The following is a 19086-nucleotide window of genomic DNA, read 5'->3' as shown; positions in this document are numbered from 1 at the left end:
CGGTGCGCGTCCTCACCCAGAACGTCGACGGCCTGCACCAGCGTTCCGGCGTGCCGGAGCGCAAGGTCCTCGACCCGCCCGGGGCGGCTCTTCGGCGTTCCCGGGCACACCCGTGGGGCGGTGCGGGCGCACCGGCGGGGCGGCGTGGGCACACCCCGGAGCCGGTGCGGGCCGTTGACAAGGGCAGGGCTCCGCGGGGAAGCTAAGCAAGCGCTTAGTCAGCGATTCTGTCCGACCAGTCCTTCCCGAGGCGAGGGCCCATGAGCGACACTCCCGAGACCCCACCCGGTCTCGACCTGGACCGGCTGCGCGAGCGGCTCGACGCGGACCTGCCGGGCACCGTCACCGGCCCCCTGCGGGCGCGGCTCTTCGAGGGCGGCAAGTCCAACCTGACCTACCTGCTGGAGGACGGCACCGGCCGCTGGGTGCTGCGCCGCCCCCCGCTCGGCCACGTGCTCGCCACCGCCCACGACATGACCCGCGAGCACACCGTGCTGGCCGCCCTGCACCCCACCCGGGTGCCCGTCCCGCGCCCGCTGCTGCTCGTCGAGGACAGCGAGGTGATCGGCGCGCCCTTCTACCTCATGGAGTACGTCGAGGGCACCCCGCACCGCGACGCCGCCGCCCTCGGCGCGCTCGGCACCGAGCGGGTGCACGCCCTCGGCCTGCACCTCGTCGACACCCTGGTCGACCTGCACGCGGTCGAGCCCGAGGCGGTCGGGCTCGGCGCCTTCGGCCGCCCTGAGGGCTTCCTGGAGCGCCAGCTGCGCCGCTGGGGCAAGCAGCTGGACGCCTCCCGCAACCGCGAGGTGCCCGGCATCGACGAACTGCACGAGCAGCTCGCCCGCACCCTGCCCGACTCCCCCGCACCCGCCCTGGTGCACGGCGACTACCGGCTGGACAACGTCCTGGTCGGCCCGGACGACCGGATCCGCGCCGTCCTCGACTGGGAGATGTCCACCCTCGGCGACCCACTCACCGACCTCGGCCTGCTGGTGATGTACACCGAGCTCGCCCGCCGCTTCGACGGCGTGCTGCCCGGCGCCGCGCTCGCCCCCGGCTTCCCGGAGACCCCCGAACTGGTCGCCCGCTACGCCGCGGCCTCCGGCCGGGACGTCTCCGCGCTCGGCTGGTACACCGGCTTCGCCTCCTTCAAGCTCGCGGTCGTGCTGGAGGGCATCCACTACCGCTGGACCCAGGGCGGCACGGTCGGCGCCGGCTTCGACCGGGTCGGCGAACTCGTCCCACTGTTCGTGCAGTTCGGCCTCACCGCACTCAAGGAGCGCTGACCCGTGGACTTCTCCTTCGACACCCGCACCGAGGAGCACCGCTCCCGACTCCTCGACTTCATGGACGAGTACGTGTACCCGGCCGAGCCGGTGCTCGCCGCCCAACTCGCCGACCCGGCCCGCGAACCGTGGACCATCCCGGCGGTCGTCGGCGACCTCCAGGCCGCCGCCAAGGAGCGCGGTCTGTGGAACCTCTTCCTGCCCGGCGAGTCCGGGGCCGGCCTCACCAACCTCCAGTACGCGCCGCTCGCCGAGATCACCGGCCGCTCGGTGCTGCTCGCCCCGGCCGCGCTCAACTGCGCCGCCCCGGACACCGGCAACATGGAGGTGCTCGACCAGTTCGGCAGCGAGGAGCAGCGCAAGCAGTGGCTGGAGCCGCTGCTGGCCGGCGAGATCCGCTCGGCCTTCGCGATGACCGAGCCGGACGTCGCCTCCTCGGACGCCTCCAACATCACCACCCGGATCGAGCGGGACGGCGACGAGTACGTCGTCAACGGCCGCAAGTGGTACATCACCGGCGCGATGAACCCCAACTGCCGGATCTTCATCGTGATGGGCAAGACCGACCCGACTGCGGCCAAGCACCGCCAGCAGTCGATGATCCTCGTGCCGCGGGACACCCCGGGCGTCACCGTCAAGCGCGGCATGACCGTCTTCGGGTACGAGGATCAGGACCACGGCGGCCACGCCGAGGTGCTCTTCGACGACGTCCGGGTGCCCGCCGCCAACCTCGTCGGCGAGGAGGGCTCCGGCTTCGCCATCGCCCAGGCCCGGCTCGGACCGGGCCGGATCCACCACTGCATGCGGGCCATCGGCATCGCCGAGCGGGCTCTGGAGCTGATGTGCCGGCGGGCCGTCGACCGGATCGCCTTCGGCCGGCCGCTCGCCGACCAGGGCGTGGTGCAGGAGTGGATCGCCGAGTCCCGGGTGCGGATCGAGCAGGCCCGGCTGCTGGTGCTCAAGACCGCCTGGCTGATGGACACCGTCGGCAACCGCGGCGCGCACACCGAGATCCAGGCCATCAAGATCATCGTCCCGCAGACCGTCGAGTGGGTGCTCGACAAGGCCGTACAGGCCCACGGCGCCGCCGGTGTCAGCCAGGACACGCCGCTCGCCCAGCTCTGGGCCGGCAACCGCACCCTGCGGCTCGCCGACGGCCCCGACGAGGTGCACCGGCGCTCGCTCGCCCACCGCGAACTCAAGCGCTACCAGCAGAAGGAGGGCTGAGATGGCCGTCCGCGAAGAGGACATCCGGCAGCGCGTGGCGGACCTGCTCGCCGCACACGACCCCGCCACCACCGAGCGGCTCGCCTTCCTGCGGGCCCGCTTCGACGCCGGCCTCGCCTGGGTGCACTTCCCCGAGGGCCTCGGCGGCCTCGGCGCCCCGCGCGCCCTGCAGGCCGTGGTGGACGCCGAGTTGGCCGCCGCCGGGGCACCCGGCAACGACCCGCGGAAGATCGGCATCGGCCTCGGCATGGCCGCCCCGACCATCCTCAAGTACGGCACCGAGGAGCAGAAGCAGCGCTTCCTGCGGCCGCTCTGGACGGGTGAGGAGGTCTGGTGCCAGCTCTTCTCCGAACCCGGCGCCGGCTCCGACCTCGCCGCGCTCGGCACCCGGGCCGTCCTGGACGGCGACACCTGGACCGTCGACGGCCAGAAGGTGTGGACCTCCAGCGCACACACCGCCCGCTGGGCCATCCTGATCGCCCGCACCGACCCGGACGTGCCCAAGCACCAGGGCATCACCTACTTCGTCTGCGACATGACCGACCCCGGTGTCGAGGTGCGCCCCCTGCGGCAGATCACCGGCGAGGCCGAGTTCAACGAGGTCTTCCTCACCGGCGTCCGCATCTCCGACGCGCACCGGCTCGGCGCCGTCGGCGAGGGCTGGCAGGTCGCCCAGACCACGCTCAACAACGAGCGGGTCGCCATCGGCGGGCAGGCCGCGCCGCGCGAGGGCGGCATGGTCGGCGTCGTCGCCGAGACCTGGCGGGCCCGGCCCGAGCTGCGCACCCACGACCTCCACCAGCGCCTGCTCAAGGGCTGGGTGGACGCCGAGGTCGCCCGGCTCACCGGCGAACGGCTGCGCCAGCAGCTCGCCGTCGGCCAGCCCGGCCCCGAGGGCGCCGCCATGAAGCTCGCCTTCGCCCGGCTCGCCCAGGAGTTGAGCGGACTGGAGGTCGAACTCCTCGGCGAGGACGGCCTCGCGTACGACGACTGGACGATGGTCCGGCCCGATCACGTCGACTTCACCGGCCGCGAGGCCGGCTACCGCTACCTGCGCGCCAAGGGCAACTCCATCGAGGGCGGCACCTCGGAGATCCTGCGCAACATCATCGCCGAGCGCGTCCTCGGCCTGCCCGGCGAGCCGCGCGCCGACAAGAACGTGCCCTGGAAGGAGCTGCCGCGATGACCGTCGCCACCGGCCCGGCCGACCTGCTGTACTCCGAGGTCGAGGAAGAACTGCGGAGCAGCGTCCGGGCGTTGCTCGCCGACCACTGCCCGCCCGAGGCGATCCTCACCCGCTGCGAGGGGCCTGTCCCCTACGACCCGGCGCTGTGGCGCAAGCTCGCCGCCGATCTCGGCGCCGCCGGCCTCCAGGTGCCCGAGGCACTCGGCGGCGCCGGCGCCTCGCTGCGCGAAACCGCCGTGGTTCTGGAGGAGTTGGGGCGCAGCGCTGCTCCGGTGCCGTTCCTCGGCAGCGTCGTGCTGGCCACGACCGCGCTGCTGGACTGCCCCCATGAGGACGGGCTGCTGGCGGCCCTCGCGGGCGGGGAGCGGACGGCGGCGCTCGCCGTACCGCTGTCCACTGCGCCCGGCGCGGTGTTCCCGGCGACCGTGCGGGTCGACGGGGCGGGCACACTGAACGGACGGGTCACCTCGGTGGCCGAGGCGCTGGTGGCGGACCTGCTGCTGGTGCCCGCGATCGGGCCGGACGGGGCCGCGCTGTACGCGGTCGACGCCTCGGCGGCCGGGCTCACCGTGGCGCGGCGGACCTCACTGGACCTCACCCGCCCGCTCGCCGACCTGGCGCTGACCGGGGTGCCGGGCCGGCCGGTCGCCGTGGGGGCGGTGGCGGAGGCCGCGCTGCGGCGGGCGCTGCTCACCGGGGCCGGGCTGCTCGCCTCCGAGCAGGTGGGCATCGCCGAGTGGTGTCTGTCCACGACCGTGGCGTACCTGAAGGAGCGGACCCAGTTCGCCCGGCCGGTCGGCTCGTTCCAGGCGCTCAAGCACCGGCTGGCCGATCTGTGGCTGGAGACGGTGGGGGCGCGGGCCGCGGCGCGGTATGCGGCGGACGTGCTGGCGCGGGGCGACGCCGACGCGGAGGTCGCCGTCGCGGTGGCGCAGGCGCACTGCGGGGCGGTGGCGGTGCGGGCGGCCGAGGAGTGCGTGCAGATGCACGGCGGCATCGGCATGACCTGGGAGCACCCGGCCCACCTCTACCTGAAGCGCGCCAAGGCCGACCAGATCGCTCTCGGCACCCCGGGTACCCACCGGGCGGCCCTGGCCCGTCTGGTGGACCTCCCGGCACCGGTCGCCGGCTGAGCGCCGCGCGGTGCACCGCGTTCGCGGTCCGGCGCAGGGCATCCCTGCGCTCGCGCCCGGAGAGGCGGTCGAGGTAGCGGCGGCCGTGCAGGTGGTCCGTCTGGTGCTGCGGGCAGCGGGCGAAGTAGCCGGCGCCTTCGACCGTGAGCGGGTTGCCGCCCTCGTCCTGTCCGCGGACCACCGTCCGGGCGGACCGCGGCACCTTCATGGTCGCCCCGGGCACGGAGAGAGCCCTCGTCATCGGCAGCACCGGATACCCGTCGGCGGGCTCCCCCTGGAGTGACTGATGGACTGTCATCCACCGTGCTCGGACGGGCTGTCGGGATACTGCCCGACCACGAGGTGCGGACGGCTCTGCTGCGGCTGCTCGCGGAGGAGGGCAGTGTCACGGCCACCGGGGCCGCCAGCTCGGGGCTGCGCTCCTTCCGCCTGCGGCAACTGGCCAGGTACGGCCGGATCGAGGAGGTCGCGCACACCGGGGGCCGGGTCCGTCCCTGGCGCCTCCGGCAGGAGGGCGGGCGGGGGCGAGGGGTTCGCCGAGCCGGCCCGGGGCCTGGAGGACGAGAGCTACCGGCAGTGGCCACGAACGCGGAAACGGGCATCCCGGGGCACGGAGAACCGCGCCCCCGGGATGCCCGTACCACCGCGCCTGCGACGGTGCGCGGTTACGGGTGGATCGTCAGGCGGCCGATGGAGGTGCCGTCGGCGACCTGCTGGACGGCTTCGGCGGCGCGGTCGAACGGGAGGCGGGCGCCGATCAGGGGTTTGACGACGCCCTTGGCGGCGAGGGCGGTGAGTTCGGTGTGGCAGTCGCGGACGGCCTGCGGGTCGTGGGCGTTGTAGAGGCCCCAGTGCAGGCCGAGGATCGCGTAGTTCTTGACCAGGGCGTGGTTGAGGCCGGGGGCCGGGATGGTGCCGCCGGCGAAGCCGACGACGACGATGCGGCCCTCGAAGGCGATGCACTTGGTGGAGCCGGTGTAGGCGTCGCCGCCGACCGGGTCGAAGACGACGTCCGCGCCGCGGCCGCCGGTGGCCTCCTTGACGGCCGAGACGAAGTCGTCGTGGCGGCGGTCGATCACCAGGTCGGCGCCGAGCGCCTGGGCGGCGGCGGCCTTCTCCGGCCCGCCGACGACGCCGATGACCCGGGCGCCGGCGGCCTTTCCGAGCTGGACGGCGGCGCTGCCGACGCCGCCCGCCGCGGCGTGCACGAGGAGCGTCTCGCCGGCCTGCAGCTGGGCGCGGCGGTACAGGCCGAACCAGGCGGTCTGGTAGCCGATGTGGAGGGCGGCGGCCTCGGCGTCGTCCAGGGCGGGCGGTGCGGCGAAGGTGGTCGCCGGGTCCATCAGGGCGTACTCGGCGAAGGCGCCGTCGGGCAGCAGCGGGGTGCCGATGACGCGTTCGCCGGCCCGCTCGCCGGCGGCGATCTCGCCGCAGAGTTCGACGCCGGGGGTGAAGGGCAGCGGCGGGCGGATCTGGTAGTGGCCGCGGCACATCAGGGCGTCGGGGAAGTTGACGGCGGCGGCGCGTACCTTGACGAGGAGTCGGCCGTCGCCGGGTTCGGGGCGTGCGGTCTCGGTCTGCCGCATCACTGCGGCGGGTTCGCCGAGCTCGATGACCTGCCAGGCCTTCATGCGGTGCCGCCCTCCTTCTTCTCGATCTCCTGCTGGAGGTGGTTCATGCCGCCGATCCAGCGGTCGGGGGTGGTGGCGCGGGCCGCGTAGTAGTCGGCGACCTCGGGGTGCGGCAGGATCAGGAACCGCTCGTCGGCGATGGCCTTGAGGGTGGCCGCGGCCGCCTCGGCGGGCTCGATGGCGTTGGGGGTGAGCAGGACCTGTCCGGCGGCGCCGGTGCCGTCCAGCATCGCGGTGCGGACGCCCTGCGGGCAGAGCGCGTGGACCTTGAGCCCGCGGTGCCGGTAGGTGGCGGCGAGCCATTCGGCGAAGGCGAGGGCGCCGTGCTTGGAGACGGCGTACGGGGCGGAGCCGAGCATGGTGAGCAGGCCGGCGGCGGAGACGGTGGCGAGGAATCGGCCCTCGCCGCGCTCCAGCCAGTCCGGGAGCAGCTGTTCGGCGGCGCGGACGTGGGACATGACGTTGACGTCCCAGGCGCGGGCCCAGACCTCCGGTCCGGCGTCGGCGCCGCCGACCGGGGCGATGCCGGCGTTGGCGCAGTAGACGTCGATCCGGCCGAGGGCGTCGCGGGCGGTGGCGATCAGGGCGGCGACGCCTTCGGGGGAGGCGGCGTCGCCGGGGGCGGGGATGCCGCCGATCCGGGCGGCGACGGCCTCGGCGGCCTCGGTGTCGAGGTCGTTGACGACGACCCGGGCCCCGGCGGCGGCGAAGGCGGCGGCGAGGGCCTCGCCGATGCCGCGGCCGGCCCCGGTGACGACGACGCCCTGGCCGGCGAGTCCGGTCGCGGGGGCGGTCACAGGCCACCCCCGAGGGTGACGCCGCCGTCGACGACGAGGGTCTGGCCGGTGATCCAGGCGGCGTCCTGGGAGAGCAGGAAGGCGACGGCGCCGGCGATGTCCTCGGGCAGGCCGAGGCGGCCGAGCGGGTAGGCGCGGACGACCTTCTCCTCGCGGCCCTCGAACAGGGCCTCGGCGAACTTGGTCTTCACCACGGCGGGGGCGACCGCGTTGACCCGGATGTCCGGGCCGAGGTCGGCGGCGAGTTCCATGGTGAGGCGGATCAGTGCGGCCTTGCTCACGCCGTACATGCCGATGTTCTCGGAGGAGCGGATGCCGGCGATGGAGGCGACGTTGACGACCGCGCCGCCGTGCTCGCCCATCCAGGCGGCGTGGGCGCGGCGGGTCCAGGCCAGCGGGGCGAGGACGTTGACCGCGAGGATCTTGGCGGCGACCGCGGGGTCGGTGTCGAGCACCGGGCCGTAGGTGGGGTTGATGCCGGTGTTGTTGACCAGCAGGTCCAGCCGGCCGAAGGACTCCAGGGTGCGGGCGACGGCCTCCTCCTGGTGGGCGGCGTCGTCGGCCTTGCCGGCGACCGCGATGGCGTGGTCGGGGCCGCCGAGGTCGCGGACCGCCTCGGCGAGCGGCTCGGGGTTTCGGGCGGTGATGCAGACCTTGGCACCGCGCTGGACCAGTTCTCGGGCGATGCCGAGGCCGATGCCCCGGCTGGCGCCGGTGACCAGGGCCACCTGGCCCTTGAAGGAGGGTGTCATCGCCGAACCTTTCGCCGTACGTCTCGACATGGGTGGTGACTAAGCGCTTGCTTAGCATGTTGGCGACGGGCCACACTGTCAACAGCCGGCGCACTCCGGCCTTGATCCGTCTGCGAGGATTGACGCCATGACCGACCAAGCGACCGCCGACCTGTGGCCCGGGGAGCGCACCGAGGCCGCCCGGCGACTGCTGCTCGCGGCCGTCGAGTCCTTCGCCCGCCGCGGCTACCACGCCACCACGACGCGGGACATCGCCACCGCCGCCGGGATGAGCCCCGCCGCGCTCTACATCCACTATCCGTCCAAGGCGGCGCTGCTCTCCGAAATCAGCCGCACCGGCCACCGCGCCACCCTCGACCTGGTGGAGGGGGCGGAGGCGGCCAGTGGCGAGCCGGTGGAGCAGATGCGGCGCCTGGTCGAGGAGTTCACGGCCTGGCACGCCCGCGGCCACACGGTCGGCCGGATCGTCAACAACGAGCTGCACGCCCTGCCCGAAGACGCCTTCGCCGATGTCGCCGAGCTGCGGATCCGGATCGAGGACACCGTCCGCCGGATCATCGAGAAGGGCGTAGCCCGGGGCGAGTTCGAGGTGCCGGACGCCCGGACGGCGGCCCGGGCGGTCACCTCCCTGGGCATCGACGTCGCCCGCTGGTACACCGACCGCTCCACCGAGAGCCCGGAGGAGCTGGGCCGCCGCTACGGCGTCCTGGTGCTGCGGATGCTCGGATCGGCGACCGACTGACCGCGACGCACCGGCCGACACCACTGGCGCCCACCAAAAATTAGGCTAGGCTTACCTAACCTGACGAGGAGGGGCGATGTCCGCCGCCGTGCCGAGTGCCGCCGAACGTGTCCGTACGCTGCTGGAGTTCGCCTCCTCGGTGGTGCTGGACGTGCCCGGGATCGACCTGGTCGACCGCCCCGGTCCCCCGCCGCTGGTGGACTGCGCGGTCCTGCCTGACGGGGCGGTAGCGGTGCTCGTCGAGGAGGGCTCCCCGGTCCACCGGATCGCCGTACTGGCCCGCGGCGAGAACGGCCCGGTCACCGCCGAGCTGGACGCCGTGGACGTGGCCCCCGTCGCCATGCCGCACCGGATCCGCGGCCGGGCCGCGGTGCAGGGCCGGCTCGGCGTGCTCTCCCGGGCCACCCCGGCCCGGATCGCCGCGCTCTTCCCGCGCCGCCGCGCCACCGGCCACGCCCTGCTCTGCCTGGAGCCCGAGCACCTCGCGGTGGAGGACCTCCGGGGCTCCGCGTGCTGCATCGAGCCCGCCGACTTCGCGGCCGCCGCGGCAGACCCGCTCGCCGCCGAGGAGGCGCTGCTGCTGCAGCACCTGGACGCGGCCCACGCCGACCAGGTGCTCGCCCTGGGCTTGCGGGCCGCCGGACAGCGCTCGGTACCGCGCGCCGACTCCGTCCGGGCCGTCCGGCCGGTCGCGCTGGACCGCTTCGGCCTGCGCCTGCGGCTCGTCGGCGAGGACGGCCGGGTGCTCGACGCCCGCTTCGAGTTCGGCCGCCCGGTCCGCTCGGCGGAGGAACTGCCGGACGCGATGCGCCGGCTGTTCACCCACGCCACCGCCGACCGCTGACCGCCCGCGGCGGGGGGCCTACTCCTCGCCGAGGGTGTGGCCGGGGCCGATCACCGAGAAGTGGCCGCCCTCGGTGTCCCGCAGCCGGGCCGTCCGCCCGTAGGGGGTGTCCCCCGCGGGATCGGCGACGCTGCCGCCCAGCTCGACCGCCCTCAGGACGGCCGCGTCGGTGTCGGCCACCGAGAAGAACACCTCCCAGTGCGGGGCCTGGCCGCGCGCCGACCGCAGCGCGGCCACATTGCGGCCCTCCGCTCGGAGCACCACCCGCTCGTGCTCGTAGCGGACCTCGAAGTGCTCCTTGTCCCGGGTGTCCCAGCGGAACACCTCCCCGTAGAAGAGCGCGGCGGCGAACGGGTCCGGGGAGCGCAGCTCGATCCAGACCGGCGCGCCCGGCTCCTTCATCCAGGTCTCGACCCCGGGCTCGCCCTCCCAGATGCCGAACACGGCGCCCAGCGGGTCGGCGGCCAGCGCCACCCGGCCGGCGTCGAAGGCGAGCGGGCCGACCGCGAGGGTGCCGCCGCGCTCCCGGACGCCCTCGGCGGCGCGGTCGGCGCTCTCGATCCCGAAGTACGTCGTCCAGGCCACCGGCGGCTGCCAGTCGCCCGCCATCACACCGAGCCCGGCCACCTCGACCCCGTCGACGACCGCCCACAGGTACTCGCCCCAGCGGTCCGGGCCGGGCTCGAAGGTCCATCCGAGCAGCGGGCCGTAGAAGGCCTTCGCGACACCGAGGTCCCGGGCCATCAGGCTGACCCAGCACGGCACCGCCGGCACGCACCGCACCCTGGCCCTCTGCTCACCCATGCGGGCTTCTCCTTCCGGTTCGTGGCCCTGCTCAGCCTAGGGCGTGTCCGGTCGCTCGCGTCGGATCAGCGCGCCAGTCCCGCCGGGTGCCTGCCGCCGCACCGGGTCCGCGCGGGTCCGCTGCGGCGCGCACGGGGTGTCGGCGGCGCGGTCGCGGCGGCGGGCGGGCATGCTCCCTGGTGGCGGGCCCGGCCGGCGGGCGCAGGAGTCGAGCGAGGGAGTGGGCATGGAGCAGCCGTACGTCGTCGTCGGAGCGAGCCTGGCCGGGGCCAAGGCCGTCGAGGCGCTGCGCGCCGAGGGGTACCGGGGGCCGGTCGAGCTGATCGGCGAGGAACCGGACCTGCCGTACGAGCGGCCGCCGCTCTCCAAGGGCTACCTGCAGGGCAAGACGCCGCGCGCCGACTTCGAGGTGCACCCGGCCTCCTGGTACCGCGAGAACGACGTCGCGCTGCGGCTGGGCACGGCGGTCACCGCGATCGATCCCGAGGGGCACACGGTGAGCCTGGCGGACGGCGGCCGGCTGGGCTTCGCCAAGCTGCTGCTGGCCACCGGCGCCTCGCCGCGGCGGCTGCCGGTGCCCGGCGCCGACCGGCCCGAGGTGCTGACGCTGCGCCGGGTCGGCGACAGCGAGCGGATCCGGGCCCGGCTGACGCCGGGGGCGCGGATCGCCGTGGTCGGCGCGGGCTGGATCGGCCTGGAGACCGCCGCCGCGGCCCGGCTGGCCGGCGCCGAGGTGACGGTGCTGGAGGTCGCCGAGCTGCCGCTGCTGCGGGTGCTCGGCCGGGAGGTCGCCCAGGTCTTCGCGGACCTGCACCGGGCGAAGGGCGTGGACCTGCGGTTCGGCGTGCAGGTCGCCGCGGTCGAGGACGGCGGGGTGCGGCTGGGCGACGGCTCGCTGGTACCGGCCGACACGGTGGTCGTCGGCGTCGGCATCTCCCCCAACACGCAGCTCGCCGAGGCCGCCGGGCTGGACGTGGACAACGGGGTGCGCACCGACCGGCACCTGCGCACCTCGCACCCGGACGTCTTCGCCGCGGGCGACGTGGCCAACGCCTTCCACCCGCTGTTCGGGAAGCCGATCCGGGTCGAGCACTGGGCGAACGCACTCAACCAGCCGGCCGTGGCGGCGATGTCGATGCTGGGTCGGGAGGCGGTGTACGACCGGGTGCCGTACTTCTTCACCGACCAGTACGACCTGGGGATGGAGTACACCGGCTACGTGGAGCCGGGCGGCTACGACCGGGTGGTGTTCCGCGGGGACGTGCCGGGGCGGGAGTTCATCGCCTTCTGGACGTCCGGCGGGCGGGTGCTCGCCGGGATGAACGTGAACGTGTGGGACGTGGTCGACCCGATCCGCGAACTGGTGCGCTCCGGGCGGCCGGTGGACGAGAGCCGGCTCGCCGACCCGGACGTGCCGCTGGCCGAACTCACGGGCTGACCGCGGCCGGCCCCTGATCGTCGGTGGCATGACCTAGGGTCGGGGCGGACACCGTCGCCGGGGAGGGACCGCCATGCCGCACCGAGGACTGCTGCCGCCCGCGGGCCCGGCCCGCGGGCTGGCTGGCGCCCAGCTGACCAACGCGCTCGGAGACGGCGCCTTCCTGGTGACCTCGGCGCTGTACTTCACCCGGGTGGTCGGCCTGTCGGCCTCGCAGATCGGCGTCGGCCTGACCCTCGGCTGGGCGGCCGGCGCCCTGGCCGGCGTGCCGCTCGGCCACCTCGCCGACCGGCGCGGGCCGCGCGGGGTCGCGGCGCTGCTGGCGGTGGCCACCGCGGCCGCGGTCGGGGTCTTCCTGCTGGCCGGGTCCTTCCCGGTGTTCGTGGTGGGCGCCCTGCTGTACGGCTGCGCGCAGAGCGGGCTGGGGGCGGCCCGGCAGGCGCTGCTGGCCGGCCTGGTGGAGCCGGGCCGGCGCACCGAGGTGCGGGCCTACCTGCAGTCCACCGTCAACGCGGGCCTCGCCGTCGGCGCGGCGACCGGCGGTGCGGCGCTGCACCTGGACACGCCCGCGGCGTACCGGGTGGTGCTGGGGCTGGACGTCCTGAGCTTCCTCGCCGCGGCGGTGCTGCTCGCCCGGCTGCCCGCGGTGCCGCCCACGGCGGCGGTGCCGGGCGAGCCCCGGCTGGCGGTGCTGCGCGACCGGCCGTACGCGCTGGTGGCGCTGCTGAACACGGTGATGCTGCTGTACATGCCGCTGCTGTCGCTGATCGTGCCGCTGTGGATCGTCGAGCGGACGGCCGCGCCGGACTGGCTGACCGCGGCGCTGCTGGTGCTGAACACGCTGACGGTGGTGGTCTGCCAGGTGCGGGTGGCCCGGCGGGTGGACGGGCTCGCCACCGCGGCGCGCTACGTCCGGTGGGCCGGGGTGCTGCTGCTGGCCTGCTGCGCGGCCTTCGCGCTCTCGTCCTCCGGCGGTTCGGCCCGGTCGGCGGCGGCGGTGCTGCTGGTCGCGGCGGCGCTGCAGGTGGCCGGGGAGATGATGCTCGCCGCGGGCTCCTGGGAGATCGGCTTCGGGCTGGCCCCGGCCGACCGGCAGGGGCAGTACCAGGGCTTCTTCGGTTCGGGGGTGGCGGTGGCCCGCATGGTCGGCCCGGTGCTGCTCACCTCGCTGGTGCTCGGCGGCGGGACGGTCGGCTGGCTGGTGCTGGGCGGGATGTTCGCGCTGGCGGGGGCGGCGACGGCGCCCGCGGTGCGCCTCGCCGAGCGCTCCCGGGCGGCGGCCGTGCCGGCCGGGAGCGGCGACGTGGTGCCCGGGGCGGACGCCGAGCCGGCGGTCGGGGCCGCAGGGTAGGCGCCGACCGGGCGGCGGGTTACATCAGCGGGTGGTCGGGCGCCTTGGCGCTCTGCTTGAGCTCGCCGTGGGCCTTGGTCAGCAGCTGCATCGCGAGGTCGTTGAGCGCGCGGGCCCCGGCGACCTCCTCGCCCACCCTGGGCTGCGGGCTGTCGGCGTGGTGCCGGGTGCTGAAGCCGTGCGAGCGGATCTCGCTGCCGTCCGAGAGACGGACGAGCGCGACCGCCTTCGTCCGGTCGCCCTCCTCCTGGAACTCCAACTCGATGTGCCATCCGACGAGTGTGTGCATCATGGCGGCCACCTCCTGGGTTTCCCCTCCAGCGTGCGCCGCGCGCCGGAGGGCCGCCAACTTGGGCCGCCGGCGCCTCACCGGGCGGGCGGGGCCGGGTGACCGGCGGCCGGGTCGGGCCGCTCGCAGTCCTCCCGTCCGGTGTCGTCGTGCACGACCTTGACCGGGCGCTGCGGGCCTCCGGGGACGACGCGCTGCGGGCGGCCGCAACGCGGGCAGAGCAGGGCTACAGGTGACATGGCGGCGTCCGCGTCCGGCGTCCGGCGGTCCGGGCCGGGCACGGCCTCCTTCCGATCCCAGTGTGCGCCCGAGCCGTGCCCCGGATCGCCTCCAACGCGCATTGAACGCGTTCAGTTGCGGCCCGTAGAGTCGGCAGCGAACCGCCGCCCCTTCGCACGGAGGCCCGATGACCCTCACCTACCCGGAGGTCGGCGCCACCGCCGGCCCCGGCCCGCTGCCGGCCGGCTACCACCACCTGCGCCACCGCACCGCGGTCGGCCGCGGGGCCGCGGACTTCACCTTCGCCGGCAGTGCCGTCACGGGCTGGCGGATGCACCGCGCGGCCGGGGTCCGGATCACCGCCGACGGGCCGCGGGCCCTGCCCGGCACCCGGGTGACCTGCCGGATCGGCCTCGGACCGCTGGCGCTGACCGCCCCCTGCGAGGTCGTGCTGGCCGTCGACGAGCCGCGGCGGGCGGGCTTCGCCTACGGCACCCTGCCCGGCCACCCCGAGTGCGGCGAGGAGTCCTTCCTGGTCGAACTCGGCGGCGACGGCACGGTCTGGTTCACCGTCACCGCCTTCAGCCGCCCCGGGCGCCGCCTCACCCGCCTCGGCGGCCCGCTGGTCCCGCTCTTCCAGCGCCTCTACGCCCTGCACTGCGGCCGCACCCTGCGCCGGCTCACCGCCCGCCGCACCGCGCCCCACCGCTGACGGCCCGCGGGTGGCAGCCCGCGGCGGGCGGTGCGCACGCTGGTGGGCGGGGCGCGCCGCGCCGGATGGGAGCGATCATGGTGGACACGGACGTACTGGTGGTCGGGGCCGGGCCGGTGGGACTGACCGCCGCGGCCGAGCTGAGGCGGCACGGCGCAGAGTGCCGGATCGTCGACCGGCTGGCCGCGCCGCACGGCTACGCCAAGGCCGTCGGCGTGCAGCCCCGGACACTGGAGATCTGGGACACCATGGGCCTGGCCCGGCAGGCGCTCGCCGCGGCGCTGCCGATGCGCGGCCAGCTGAGCTGGATCGACGGCGAGCAGAAGCCGCCGATCGAGCTGCGGCTGCCGCCCGAGGTCCCGTACGGCTTCGCCGTGCTGCCGCAGTACGCCACCGAGCAGCTGCTCGACGAGCACCTGCGGAGCTTCGGCACGCGGGTGGAGCGCGGCCTCGAGCTGGTCTCCTTCCGGCAGGACGCCGACGGCGTGGACGCCGTGCTGCGGACTCCCGGGGGGACGGAGGACGTCCGCTGCCGGTACCTGGTGGGCTGCGACGGCGCGCACAGCCTGGTGCGCAAGGGGCTCGGACTGGACTTCGGCGGCGGCGCGTTCACCGAGTCGTACATGCTCGGCGACGTCGAGCTCGACTGGGACATGCCCGCCGGGTACGGGGTGCGGGTGGTACGGCACGCGCCGGACGGCGGGCCCGACGACCTGCTGGTCGCCATCCCGCTGCCCGGGCAGGGCCGCTACCGGCTCTCCATGGTCGCCGACCCCGAGCTGGTCGAGCGGGCGAGCGGCCCCGACGGGGTCGAGCACGGCCTCGACGCCGGCGGCCTCCCGGAGCTGCGGCACCTGCAGGCCGTGGTGGACCGGCTCTCGCCGCAGCCGGCGACCGTCTCCGCGCTGCGCTGGTCGTCCGTCTTCCGGATCAGCCACCGGCTGGTCGAGCGGTACCGCGAGGGCCGCGCCTTCCTCGCCGGGGACGCCGCCCACATCCACCCGCCGACCGGCGGCCAGGGCATGAACACCGGCCTCCAGGACGCCTACAACCTGGCCTGGAAACTCGCCCTGGTGCTCCGCGGCGCCGCCGGGGACGAGCTGCTCGACAGCTACGACGCGGAGCGCCGTCCGATCGGTGAGGAGGTCGTCGGGCGTACCGTCCGGCACGCCCGGCAGGGGGTCGGCACCGACGGCGGCACCGTGGAGAGCGTGCTGCTGCGCGAGGCGCAGCTGCTCGTCGGCTACCCGGACAGCCCGCTGCTCGGCCCCGACGGCGCGGACGCCGACGAGGACCTCCCCGTCCGTCCCGGCGACCGAGCACCCGACTGCGGCGGCCTCGCCCAGCCGCTCGCCGCCTTCCCGCGGCGGCTGTTCGACCTGATCCGCGGACCGCACCACACCCTGCTGCTGCACGCCGGGCCCAAGGTGCCGGCCGGGCTGCTGGCCGTCTGCGCGGACGCCGCGCGCGACGCGGCCGGCGGCGAGCTCGACGTCTACGCGGTGCTCACCCCCGGCACCGACCCGGCCGGGCTGCTGCTGCCCACCGTCGGCGACGAGCGGGGGGAGTTCGGCCGGGCGTACGGGGCCCGCGACTCGGAGGCCCTGCTGATCCGCCCGGACGGCTACCTCGGCGGCCGGGTCCACCCGCTCGACCCGGACGGGCTCACCGCGCTGCTGCGCCGCACGTTCGTCCCGTCCTGAGCGCGGGCCCGCCCCGGCCGGGTGGGCGCGGTGCCGGTCGGGGCGGGGTCGGTGGCTGCCGGGTGCGCCCCGCGGTTCAGGCGGTCTTCGCGGGGACGGACACCAGCAGTTGGTTGCCGTCGAGCGTGCGGACCTCGAAGTGGTCGATGTCCCCGGGTGCGAGCGCGGCGCCGCCGGAGGTCTGCAGGGCCTCGCTGCCGTAGCCGGTCGGCGGCACGGACCAGGTGGTGACGGTCTGGCGCTCGCCGGTGCGGGAGACCGCGACCAGGTCGCAGTCCTTCGGCCCGCTCACGTTGGACAGCGCCAGGCTGATGCTGCTGCCCCACTTCTTCGGCTCGACGCCGACGTGGGCCGAGACCCCGGTGGCCGGGTCGGTCGCGGCGAACTGGGCGGTCGCGGCGGGCGGCGGGGTGTGGCTGTCACCGCTGGTCGCGGCCAGGGTGGCCAGCGGGCCGCCGACCACCAGCACCGCCGCGGCGGCGACCAGCGCCAGTCGGCGCACGCGGTTGCGCCGCCGGCTCGCGGAGACCTCGTCGACCAGCCGGTCCAGCAGCTGCGGCGAGGGCTGGGTCGCGACCGGCCCGGCCTCCGCGAGTTCGGCCAGCAGGGGTGCGACACCGGAGAGTTCGTCGATCTCGGCGGCGCAGACCGCGCAGCCGGCCAGGTGCTGCTCGAAGCGTTCGAGGTCCTCCGGGTCCAGGACGCCGAGGATGTACGCGCCGACGTCGACGTGTTGCCCGTGGTGCGACGTCACGATGTCACTCCTCGTTCCTCCAGCGCGATCTTCAGGGCGCGCAGCCCGTAGAAGATGCGCGACCTGACCGTCCCCGCCGGGATGCCGAGCTCCGCGGCGGCCTCGTTGACGGTACGCCCTTTGAGATACGTCTCGACGATGACCTCGCGGTGCGCTTCGGTCAGGTCGTCGAGCGCGTCGGAGATGGTCATCAGCCGCAGTGCCTTCTCGAGTTCGTCCTCGGCGGGCAGCAGCTCCAGCGGCGCGGGGTCGACCTCGCGCGGCCGGGCCATGCTGCTGCGGTGGCCGTCGATCACGATCCGCCGGGCGACGGTGACCAGCCACGGGCGCAGCGACCCGGTCGCGGTCTCGTCCAGGCGGTGGATGTTGCGCCAGGCGCGGACCAGCGTCTCCTGCACCACGTCCTCGGCACGCTGCCGGTCGCCGCCGACCAGGCGCAGCACGAAGCCGAGCAGCGGGCCGGCGTGGTCGCGGTAGAGGGCGCGCATCAGCTCCTCGTCGGGCGCCGCGGCCGGGCCGCCGGACGGCGGGCCTCCCGCGTCCGCCCTCCGTCGGTACGGATGCTCGGTCACGGCGCCATCCTTGCGCACGCGCACCTCCAGGTCGAGACGTTGCCCGCGCCGGGACGGGGTCGGGACGGGATCGGAACAGGTTCGGGACGGGTTCGGGACCGGAGTCGGTCCGAGGGTCGGTTCGGGCGCCGGTCCGAGGGCCGGTTCGGGACCGGTTCACGGCTCGCGGCGGGTCCGGGCGGGTCGGCGTGCCCGGCTCGTCGGGCCCTCAAGTCGGGGGCGGATCCTGTCGATAACGGGATTGGGTGCGGCGCGGGCGCCCGCGCCGCACCCGACCCCGGCGCCGTGGGGCCGCCCCTGGGCGGGGGGGGGGGGGGGGGGGGGGGGGCGCGCGGGGCCGGGGGCCCCCCGGCGGGGGGGGTTTACCTTCTTTTTTTGGTGGTGGGGGGGGGGGGGCCCCCCCCCCCCCCCCCCGACCCCGTCGCCGTCGGCCGGCCCGCTGCGGCGGGCGGCCGGCGGGGTGGGTCAGTAGCCGCCGCCGGTGGACGGCGAGGCGGCCGCGGCCTTGGCGCCCATCGGGGTGACGGCCCACCAGGTGCCGCCGACGCCCTGGCCCTTGGTGTCACCGGGCTTGGTGTCCGGGGCGTAGCGGTACAGCGGCCAGCCGTTCAGGGTGAGCTGCTTGCTGCCGTCGGCGCGGGTGACGCTGGAGACGATCTTGGCGTCGACACCCTTGAGCTGCGGGTTGTCGCTCGCCGCGACCGGCGGCCAGAGGGTGGCGCACTGGCCGTTGCAGTTCGAGACCGGCGGCTTGGCGGTGTCCTTGTCGAAGCGGTACAGCGTGTAGCCGTTGCCGTCGGTGACGATGGTGCCGAGCGTCGCGGAGGTGGCGGTCTGCAGCGCCGTACCGCCGCCGGCGGGCGTCGCCGCGGTCGAGGAGGGCGACGACGGGCTGCCGGGCGCGGCGGGCGCGCTCGACGCCGGGGCGTTGTTGCTGCCGCCCGAGTTGTAGCTGCCGCCGGGGTCGCAGGCGGCGACCAGGGCGATCACGGCGGCGGCCGAGGCGGTGAGCAGGGCGGTACGGCGGAATTCGGGCATGGCTGTTCCCCCACGGTGCGTGTGTCGTGTGATTCGGGCGCCTTCCCCGCGCCCTCACCGTGGAATACGGGCGCCGCGGGGGATCGACTCAACGCCGCGCGAATTTTTTTCGGAATACCTCGGCGCCGGGCCGGGTTGACGCCACCGGACCACTCCGGAAGGGCAGGTAGGACACCATGAGCACGGTCGAACTGACCACGGCGAACTTCGACGAGATCGTTCCCGGCGCGGAGGGCAAGGACTTCGTCCTGATCGACTTCTGGGCGGCCTGGTGCGGTCCGTGCCGAATGTTCGGGCCGGTCTTCGAGAAGGCCTCCGAGCGGCACCCCGACCTGGTCTTCGCGAAGGTCGACACCGAGGCGCAGCAGGAGCTCGCGGCGGCCTTCGACGTGCAGTCGATCCCCACCCTGGCGATCATCCGCGAGGGCGTGCTGGTGTTCGCGCAGCCCGGCGCGCTGCCCGAGCCGGCCCTGGAGGACCTGATCGGCCAGGCCCGGGAGCTGGACATGTCCGAGGTGCACGCCAAGGTGGCGAAGGCCCGCGCCGAGGCGGAGGCCGCCTCGCAGGCCTGAGCCGGACGTACGACGGCGGCGCCCCCGGGTCAC

General features: G+C 75.2%; 20 protein-coding genes and 2 pseudogenes. 12 read left to right on the top strand and 10 right to left on the bottom strand.

Going from position 1 to position 19086, the window contains the following annotated elements; all coding sequences use genetic code 11:
• Positions 1-260: 260 nt before the first annotated feature.
• The 4 genes from AB0P35_RS28155 to AB0P35_RS28140 are packed head-to-tail and all read left to right on the top strand — an operon-like array spanning position 261 to position 4835.
• Complete coding sequence (locus AB0P35_RS28155; protein ID WP_095876622.1) at positions 261-1289, top strand: phosphotransferase family protein; 1029 nt, start codon at positions 261-263, stop codon at positions 1287-1289.
• Between the two features lie 3 nt (positions 1290-1292).
• Positions 1293-2516, top strand: coding sequence for an acyl-CoA dehydrogenase family protein (locus AB0P35_RS28150; RefSeq protein WP_095876623.1), 1224 nt, complete (start codon positions 1293-1295; stop codon positions 2514-2516).
• A 1-nt stretch (position 2517) separates the two neighbouring features.
• The gene (locus AB0P35_RS28145; RefSeq protein ID WP_363516029.1) at positions 2518-3702 is read left to right on the top strand and encodes an acyl-CoA dehydrogenase family protein; all 1185 of its coding nucleotides are present in this window, start codon (positions 2518-2520) and stop codon (positions 3700-3702) included.
• Complete coding sequence (locus AB0P35_RS28140) at positions 3699-4835, top strand: acyl-CoA dehydrogenase family protein (RefSeq protein ID WP_363516026.1); 1137 nt, start codon at positions 3699-3701, stop codon at positions 4833-4835. The genes AB0P35_RS28145 and AB0P35_RS28140 overlap by 4 nt, the downstream gene beginning before the upstream one ends.
• A 19-nt stretch (positions 4836-4854) precedes the next feature.
• Here AB0P35_RS28140 and AB0P35_RS28135 read toward each other — a convergent pair.
• Positions 4855-5064 (bottom strand): annotated as a pseudogene (locus tag AB0P35_RS28135) (peptide deformylase); the annotation flags it as partial.
• 62 nt (positions 5065-5126) lie between these two features.
• Between AB0P35_RS28135 and AB0P35_RS28130 the strand changes: the two are divergent.
• Positions 5127-5415, top strand: a pseudogene (locus AB0P35_RS28130) (ArsR family transcriptional regulator); the annotation flags it as partial.
• 85 nt (positions 5416-5500) lie between these two features.
• On the opposite strand, the gene AB0P35_RS28125 reads toward AB0P35_RS28130, so the two are convergent.
• From AB0P35_RS28125 to AB0P35_RS28115, 3 genes are read right to left on the bottom strand one after another with little or no spacing between them, the layout of a single operon-like run.
• Positions 5501-6466, bottom strand: a complete 966-nt coding sequence (locus tag AB0P35_RS28125) for an NADPH:quinone oxidoreductase family protein (protein WP_363516023.1) — start codon at positions 6464-6466, stop codon at positions 5501-5503.
• Positions 6463-7263 carry an SDR family NAD(P)-dependent oxidoreductase gene (locus AB0P35_RS28120; protein WP_363516020.1) on the bottom strand — a complete coding sequence of 267 codons (801 nt, stop codon included), beginning with the start codon at positions 7261-7263 and terminating at the stop codon, positions 6463-6465. The genes AB0P35_RS28125 and AB0P35_RS28120 overlap by 4 nt, the downstream gene beginning before the upstream one ends.
• Complete coding sequence (locus AB0P35_RS28115; protein ID WP_363516017.1) at positions 7260-8015, bottom strand: SDR family oxidoreductase; 756 nt, start codon at positions 8013-8015, stop codon at positions 7260-7262. Before AB0P35_RS28115 ends, AB0P35_RS28120 begins: the two co-directional genes overlap by 4 nt.
• 127 nt (positions 8016-8142) lie before the next feature.
• Between AB0P35_RS28115 and AB0P35_RS28110 the strand changes: the two genes are divergently transcribed.
• Positions 8143-8757 (top strand): TetR/AcrR family transcriptional regulator, encoded by a 615-nt coding sequence (locus AB0P35_RS28110; RefSeq protein WP_363516014.1) that lies wholly within the window; start codon positions 8143-8145, stop codon positions 8755-8757.
• Positions 8758-8833: 76 nt separating this feature from the next.
• On the top strand, positions 8834-9601 hold the full coding sequence (locus tag AB0P35_RS28105; protein WP_363516011.1) for a DUF2470 domain-containing protein: 768 nt from the start codon (positions 8834-8836) through the stop codon (positions 9599-9601).
• 18 nt (positions 9602-9619) lie between these two features.
• Here the strand turns inward: AB0P35_RS28105 and AB0P35_RS28100 are convergent, their stop codons facing one another.
• Positions 9620-10405 carry a VOC family protein gene (locus AB0P35_RS28100; protein ID WP_095876630.1) on the bottom strand — a complete coding sequence of 262 codons (786 nt, stop codon included), beginning with the start codon at positions 10403-10405 and terminating at the stop codon, positions 9620-9622.
• A 226-nt stretch (positions 10406-10631) separates the two neighbouring features.
• Between AB0P35_RS28100 and AB0P35_RS28095 the strand changes: the two genes are divergently transcribed.
• Positions 10632-11843 carry an FAD-dependent oxidoreductase gene (locus AB0P35_RS28095; protein WP_363516007.1) on the top strand — a complete coding sequence of 404 codons (1212 nt, stop codon included), beginning with the start codon at positions 10632-10634 and terminating at the stop codon, positions 11841-11843.
• A 73-nt stretch (positions 11844-11916) separates the two neighbouring features.
• A complete protein-coding gene (locus AB0P35_RS28090; protein ID WP_363516004.1) occupies positions 11917-13194 on the top strand; it encodes an MFS transporter in 1278 nt (425 codons plus the stop codon).
• A 19-nt stretch (positions 13195-13213) separates the two neighbouring features.
• Here AB0P35_RS28090 and AB0P35_RS28085 read toward each other — a convergent pair whose 3' ends face one another.
• Both AB0P35_RS28085 and AB0P35_RS28080 read right to left on the bottom strand, forming a co-directional pair.
• Positions 13214-13486: a DUF1876 domain-containing protein gene (locus AB0P35_RS28085; protein ID WP_179419659.1), complete on the bottom strand. Its 273-nt coding sequence runs from the start codon at positions 13484-13486 to the stop codon at positions 13214-13216.
• 74 nt (positions 13487-13560) lie between these two features.
• Positions 13561-13764: a hypothetical protein gene (locus AB0P35_RS28080; protein WP_095876634.1), complete on the bottom strand. Its 204-nt coding sequence runs from the start codon at positions 13762-13764 to the stop codon at positions 13561-13563.
• A 125-nt stretch (positions 13765-13889) separates the two neighbouring features.
• Between AB0P35_RS28080 and AB0P35_RS28075 the strand changes: the two genes are divergently transcribed.
• Positions 13890-14414, top strand: coding sequence for a DUF1990 domain-containing protein (locus tag AB0P35_RS28075; protein WP_363516000.1), 525 nt, complete (start codon positions 13890-13892; stop codon positions 14412-14414).
• 77 nt (positions 14415-14491) lie between these two features.
• A complete protein-coding gene (locus AB0P35_RS28070; protein WP_363515997.1) occupies positions 14492-16117 on the top strand; it encodes an FAD-dependent monooxygenase in 1626 nt (541 codons plus the stop codon).
• Between the two features lie 76 nt (positions 16118-16193).
• Here AB0P35_RS28070 and AB0P35_RS28065 read toward each other — a convergent pair whose 3' ends face one another.
• From AB0P35_RS28065 to AB0P35_RS28055, 3 genes are all read right to left on the bottom strand, one after another.
• On the bottom strand, positions 16194-16871 hold the full coding sequence (locus tag AB0P35_RS28065) for a zf-HC2 domain-containing protein (RefSeq protein WP_363515994.1): 678 nt from the start codon (positions 16869-16871) through the stop codon (positions 16194-16196).
• Entirely contained in the window at positions 16868-17443 is a 576-nt protein-coding gene (locus AB0P35_RS28060; RefSeq protein ID WP_257019443.1) for a sigma-70 family RNA polymerase sigma factor, read from the bottom strand. The genes AB0P35_RS28065 and AB0P35_RS28060 overlap by 4 nt, the downstream gene beginning before the upstream one ends.
• Before the next feature lie 465 nt (positions 17444-17908).
• Positions 17909-18481 carry a hypothetical protein gene (locus AB0P35_RS28055; protein ID WP_363515991.1) on the bottom strand — a complete coding sequence of 191 codons (573 nt, stop codon included), beginning with the start codon at positions 18479-18481 and terminating at the stop codon, positions 17909-17911.
• 176 nt (positions 18482-18657) lie between these two features.
• Between AB0P35_RS28055 and trxA the strand changes: the two genes are divergently transcribed.
• The gene (trxA, locus tag AB0P35_RS28050) at positions 18658-19053 is read left to right on the top strand and encodes a thioredoxin (RefSeq protein ID WP_095876639.1); all 396 of its coding nucleotides are present in this window, start codon (positions 18658-18660) and stop codon (positions 19051-19053) included.
• Positions 19054-19086: the final 33 nt, after the last annotated feature.

Source organism: Kitasatospora sp. NPDC085879, assembly GCF_040686255.1.
Lineage (GTDB): Bacteria > Actinomycetota > Actinomycetes > Streptomycetales > Streptomycetaceae > Kitasatospora.
Note: the sequence above shows the minus strand (reverse complement) of the source record. Positions and strands in the feature narration are given on the sequence as shown.

Excerpts from the sequence above, each read along its gene's own strand:
- AB0P35_RS28055 (WP_363515991.1), bottom strand. The coding sequence starts at position 18,481 with ATGCCCGAATTCCGCCGTACCGCCCTGCTCACCGCCTCGGCCGCCGCC.
- trxA (WP_095876639.1), top strand. The coding sequence starts at position 18,658 with ATGAGCACGGTCGAACTGACCACGGCGAACTTCGACGAGATCGTTCCC.
- AB0P35_RS28095 (WP_363516007.1), top strand. The coding sequence starts at position 10,632 with ATGGAGCAGCCGTACGTCGTCGTCGGAGCGAGCCTGGCCGGGGCCAAG.
- AB0P35_RS28075 (WP_363516000.1), top strand. The coding sequence starts at position 13,890 with ATGACCCTCACCTACCCGGAGGTCGGCGCCACCGCCGGCCCCGGCCCG.
- AB0P35_RS28110 (WP_363516014.1), top strand. The coding sequence starts at position 8,143 with ATGACCGACCAAGCGACCGCCGACCTGTGGCCCGGGGAGCGCACCGAG.
- AB0P35_RS28100 (WP_095876630.1), bottom strand. The coding sequence starts at position 10,405 with ATGGGTGAGCAGAGGGCCAGGGTGCGGTGCGTGCCGGCGGTGCCGTGC.
- AB0P35_RS28115 (WP_363516017.1), bottom strand. The coding sequence starts at position 8,015 with ATGACACCCTCCTTCAAGGGCCAGGTGGCCCTGGTCACCGGCGCCAGC.
- AB0P35_RS28105 (WP_363516011.1), top strand. The coding sequence starts at position 8,834 with ATGTCCGCCGCCGTGCCGAGTGCCGCCGAACGTGTCCGTACGCTGCTG.
- AB0P35_RS28125 (WP_363516023.1), bottom strand. The coding sequence starts at position 6,466 with ATGAAGGCCTGGCAGGTCATCGAGCTCGGCGAACCCGCCGCAGTGATG.
- AB0P35_RS28155 (WP_095876622.1), top strand. The coding sequence starts at position 261 with ATGAGCGACACTCCCGAGACCCCACCCGGTCTCGACCTGGACCGGCTG.
- AB0P35_RS28070 (WP_363515997.1), top strand. The coding sequence starts at position 14,492 with ATGGTGGACACGGACGTACTGGTGGTCGGGGCCGGGCCGGTGGGACTG.
- AB0P35_RS28085 (WP_179419659.1), bottom strand. The coding sequence starts at position 13,486 with ATGATGCACACACTCGTCGGATGGCACATCGAGTTGGAGTTCCAGGAG.
- AB0P35_RS28140 (WP_363516026.1), top strand. The coding sequence starts at position 3,699 with ATGACCGTCGCCACCGGCCCGGCCGACCTGCTGTACTCCGAGGTCGAG.
- AB0P35_RS28145 (WP_363516029.1), top strand. The coding sequence starts at position 2,518 with ATGGCCGTCCGCGAAGAGGACATCCGGCAGCGCGTGGCGGACCTGCTC.
- AB0P35_RS28090 (WP_363516004.1), top strand. The coding sequence starts at position 11,917 with ATGCCGCACCGAGGACTGCTGCCGCCCGCGGGCCCGGCCCGCGGGCTG.